Here is a 4418-nt window from a genome sequence, read left to right as displayed (position 1 = left end):
GTCACAGGCTCGCGGTGAGCCTGTGACCCCGCCCTTCTCGTACGTACGGTGCGGACCCGGGTGGATCAGACGGCGGAGCCGGCCTTCCACTCCGCCCAGCTCATGTTCCAGCCGTTGAGGCCGTTGTCCGGCTGGACGGTCTTGTCCGGGGAGCCCTTGACCTCGACGACGTCGCCGATCATCGAGTTCGAGTAGAACCAGGCGCCGTCGGTGCTGTTGTCGCCCGCGCCGCGGGCGTCCTTCAGACCGACGCAGCCGTGGCTGGTGTTGCCCGAACCGAAGGGCGCGCCCCAGTAGTTGCCGTGGATGAACGTGCCGGAGGTCGACAGCCGCATGGCGTGCGGGACGTCCTTGATGTCGTAGCCCTCTTCGCCCTTGCGCCCGAAGCCGACGGTGTTCCCGTCCATCCGGGTCTCCTTGTGCTTCTCGGAGATCACCATCTTGCCGTTGTACGTCGGGTTCTTGGCGCTGCCGGCCGAAATCGGGATGGTCTTCAGCTTCTTGCCGTCACGCACGACCGTCATCGTGTGCTTGGCGGCGTCGACCGTGGAGACCTGCGAGCGGCCGATGTTGAAGCTGACGGACTTGTTCTGCACGCCCGTCATGTTCGGGCCGCCCTTCACCCCGTCCAGCTTGAGGGCGAGGGTGACCTTCGAGCCCGGCTTCCAGTAGTCCTCCGGGCGGAAGTCGAGGCGGTTGTCGCCGAACCAGTGCCCGACGACCTCCTGGCCGCTGGTCGAGTTGACCTTGATCGCGGACTGTACGGCCTTCTTGTTCGCGATCGACTTGTCGAAGTTGATCGAGACCGGCATGCCCACGCCGACGGACTGGCCGTCCTCGCCGGTGTAGGTGCCGATGAAGCTGTTGTCGGGCGAGACGGTGGTGAAGGTCGAGTTCTCAACGGCCTTGCGGCCCCCGGAGTCCTTCGCCTTCGCCGTGATCTTGTACTGGGTCGCCCGCTCCAGTTGCCGGTCCGGCTTCCAGGAGGTGCCGTCGTCCGAGATCGTCCCGTCGACACTCGTGCCGCCCTCGACGGCGGTCAGCGACACGGCGGTCAGCTTGCCCTTGCTCACCTGGACGTTGCCGCCGTTGTTGATGCTGGCGCCCTCGGACCCGTCCTTGGACGCGATCTTTATTCGGGCTTCCGAACTCTTCTTGCCGTGCGCCTCCGAGTTGGCGTTCTTCGCGTCGTCGCCGCCGTCGCCCCCGGACGAACCGCAGGCGCCCAGCGCGAGTACCCCGCCCAGCACCACGGCCGTAGCCGCCACAGCCTTGCGGTGCTTACCCAGCGTCGTCACAGGCTTTCTCCATTTGCATCAGAATCCCAAGCTCCCCGCAGCCGTGTGCGCTCCCTGCCGGAACAACCCGGACATGTGCGACCGGCTCTACGGAGAAGAACGCTTCCGGGCTGGTGACCGGTTCCACTGGTTACGAAACTGTGTCCCAGACCACGCGTTCCTCGGGAACAGCGAAGATCGCCGCTCTGACCTGCGCAGACGCCAAAGGTGGCGGACTGTCAGCGGCTGACGCCGTCCAGACCGTGAACGTTCTCACGGAAACTCGCGGGGAGGTCGCCGTAGGCCGGGTCGTACGTCCCGCCGTACGCACCCTCGCGCTCCGGCTCGTACGCGTCCTCGTGCTCGGAATCGTGCTCGGAATCCTGCTCGGAATCCTGCTCCGACTCGTACTCGGTCTCTTCCTCGATCTCGTACGCGGTCTCGTCCCCGGTCTCGTCCTCGACCTCGACCTCGTCCTCGTCGGGGCCGCCGTCCTCTTCGAGGAAGGAGAACGCCTCCAGTTCGCCGGCGTCCATCTCCTCGCTTCCCCAACTGGCGTGGGCGAGTTCGACGCCCGGCAGCTCCCTGACGAGGTCGAAGGGGTCGACGAGACAGGCCAGGGCCTCGCCCGCGTCGGCGCTGATGATCTCCTCGGTGTGCTCGCGCTCCTCGTCCGGCATCAGCTCGTCACGGGCGACGTGTTCGAGAGCGGCGCCGGTCAGAGCCTTCGCGTCGGCGATCTCGACGACCAGGTCGACGCGGAGCCGGATGTGCGGCGAGGGCCGGGCGGAGGGGTCGGACGGTTCGGGGCGCGGTGTCTCGTCGGCAGCCATGCCCGGAGCGTAGGACGGAACGGAGCCTCGGCTTCCGTACGACCCGCGGCTGTCTATAACATCGGCCGTCGTGCCGCCAGTTCATGGTGCGCCCGGCGCACCACAGCACTTGGAAGGGGCTTGTTCCGTGCCCGCAGCCGGACGATCCAGCATCTCCGCCCGCCGACGCTCGCTGATGACGGCGACCTCTGCCGGTGCGGTGCTCTGCGCTCTGTGGTTCGTGCCGACCGCGAAGGCCACCCCGGAGGCGCCGGGGGCGCAGAGCGCCGCCGGTGCGCACCACGCGGTCGCCTCGCCGACGGCCGACGGAGAGCGCGGCGGGAACGGTACGGGCGAGACGGACGACACCGGCGACACCGGCGACCGTGCCGAGGCCGCGGCCGACGCCGGACATCTGGGCCCCTACGGGCTCACGACCCCCGTCGTACTCGGCGGGCTCGGCCTCGCGGGCGCGGGCGGCGCCCTGGTCCTCCGTACGCGCCGCAGGGCCGCCGCGGCCTCCTCCCGTTCCGCTCAGGCGAGTTCGCCCGCCGCGGACTGAGCCGCGCGCACCAGCGCTCCCGTACGGACGAACTCCTCGGCCGCCGCCAGATCCGGTGCGAGGTAGCGGTCCGGCCCCGGGCCGTCCACACCCGCCTCGCGCAGCGCCGCGACGACCGCGCGCGCCGTCGCGCCGGGCGTCAACCTGCTGTCCGCGGCGCGGAGTTCGACGGCCCGCGCCGCCGCGTACAGCTCGACGGCGACGACCCGGGTGAGGGCGTCGACGGCTCCGCGCAGCTTGCGTGCGGCGGACCAGCCCATCGAGACGTGGTCCTCCTGCATCGCCGAGGAGGGGATCGAGTCGGCGGACGCCGGCACCGCCAGCCGCTTCATCTCGCTGACCAGGGCGGCCTGTGTGTACTGGGCGATCATCAGGCCGGAGTCGACGCCCGCGTCGTGCGCGAGGAAGGGCGGCAGACCGTGCGAGCGGTTCTTGTCCAGGAGGCGGTCGGTACGGCGTTCCGCTATCGACGCCAGGTCGGCGGCGGCGATCGCGAGGAAGTCCAGTACGTAGGCGACGGGCGCCCCGTGGAAGTTGCCGTTCGACTCCACACGTCCGTCCGGCAGCACCACCGGATTGTCGACGGCGGCGGCCAGTTCGCGTTCCGCGACCGTACGGGCGTGCGCGAGGGTGTCCCGCCCGGCCCCGGCGACCTGGGGAGCGCAGCGCACCGAGTAGGCGTCCTGGACGCGGGGCGCGTCGTCCTGGTGGTGCCCGGTGAGGCCCGAACCCTCCAGCACCTTCAGCATGTTGGCGGCCGAGGCGGCCTGGCCGGGGTGCGGACGGATGGCGTGCAGCTCGGGCGCGAGGACCTTCTCGGTGCCGAGCAGCGCCTCCAGCGTCAGCGCGGCGGTGACGTCCGCCGAGGTGAAGAGGCGCCCGAGGTCGGCGCAGGCGAGGAGGAGCATGCCGAGCATGCCGTCCGTGCCGTTGAGGAGGGCGAGCCCTTCCTTCTCGCGCAGTTCGACGGGGGCGAGGCCGTGCGCGGCGAGGAGTTCCGCGACGGGCGCCACGGTCCCGTCGGGGCCCTCCGCCTCGCCCTCGCCCATGAGCGCCAGCGCGCAGTGCGAGAGCGGCGCGAGGTCGCCGGAGCAGCCGAGCGATCCGTACTCGTGGACGACGGGCGTGATCCCGGCGTTGAGCAGCGACGCGATGGACTGCGCGACCTCGGCGCGTACGCCCGTGCGGCCGGAGGCGAGGGTCTTCAGCCGCAGGAACATCAGCGCGCGCACGACCTCGCGCTCGACGCGCGGGCCCATGCCGGCGGCGTGCGAGCGGACGATGTTGCGCTGCAACTGTGCGCGGAGTTCGGGGCTGATGTGGCGTACGGCGAGGGCTCCGAAGCCGGTCGAGACGCCGTAGACCGGGCGGGACTCGGCGGCCAGTTCCTCGATGTGCCGCCGGGAGGCGTCGAGGGCTTCCACGGCCCGCGCCGTCAGCTCGACACGGGCGCCGTCCCGGGCGACGGCGATGACGTCTTCGGGGGTCGTGCCGGAGTCGCCCAGCATCACGGTGTGCATACTCATATTCAGGCACCCTAGAGAGTGAATCGATTGCTGTCACGACCGGGGTCCGTGCGGCGGGTGCGGGCCGGTACGCGGCGGCGACGGCGGACGGCCGGGGTGCCGGTGCGGTGGGCGCCAACGGGGGCGCGGGCGTTGGCCGTTGGGGGCGGACGGTTCACAGGTCGGGGCTGGCGACGCGTGTGCCGCGTCGCCGGTGCGGTCCGGGGGCGTCCTCGGACGCGTACGGACCGCCGGTACGTAT

General features: G+C 70.7%; 4 protein-coding genes. 1 reads left to right on the top strand and 3 read right to left on the bottom strand.

Annotated elements, in window-relative coordinates; translation table 11 throughout:
- Positions 1–65 precede the first annotated feature (65 nt).
- The gene (locus AN218_RS19290; RefSeq protein WP_070018140.1) at positions 66–1298 is read right to left on the bottom strand and encodes a L,D-transpeptidase; all 1233 of its coding nucleotides are present in this window, start codon (positions 1296–1298) and stop codon (positions 66–68) included.
- Positions 1299–1516: 218 nt separating this feature from the next.
- Positions 1517–2110: a hypothetical protein gene (locus AN218_RS37565; RefSeq protein WP_070018139.1), complete on the bottom strand. Its 594-nt coding sequence runs from the start codon at positions 2108–2110 to the stop codon at positions 1517–1519.
- A 127-nt stretch (positions 2111–2237) separates the two neighbouring features.
- Between AN218_RS37565 and AN218_RS19280 the strand changes: the two genes are divergently transcribed.
- Complete coding sequence (locus AN218_RS19280) at positions 2238–2651, top strand: hypothetical protein (protein WP_070018138.1); 414 nt, start codon at positions 2238–2240, stop codon at positions 2649–2651.
- On the opposite strand, the gene hutH is transcribed toward AN218_RS19280, so the two are convergent.
- Complete coding sequence (gene hutH, locus AN218_RS19275) at positions 2624–4177, bottom strand: histidine ammonia-lyase (RefSeq protein WP_070018137.1); 1554 nt, start codon at positions 4175–4177, stop codon at positions 2624–2626. The two genes, AN218_RS19280 and hutH, sit on opposite strands and share 28 nt — an antisense overlap.
- Positions 4178–4418: the final 241 nt, after the last annotated feature.

Origin of the sequence: Streptomyces nanshensis (assembly GCF_001751255.1) — a bacterium.
GTDB classification, from domain to species: Bacteria; Actinomycetota; Actinomycetes; order Streptomycetales; family Streptomycetaceae; genus Streptomyces; species Streptomyces nanshensis_A.
Note: the sequence above shows the minus strand (reverse complement) of the source record. Positions and strands in the feature narration are given on the sequence as shown.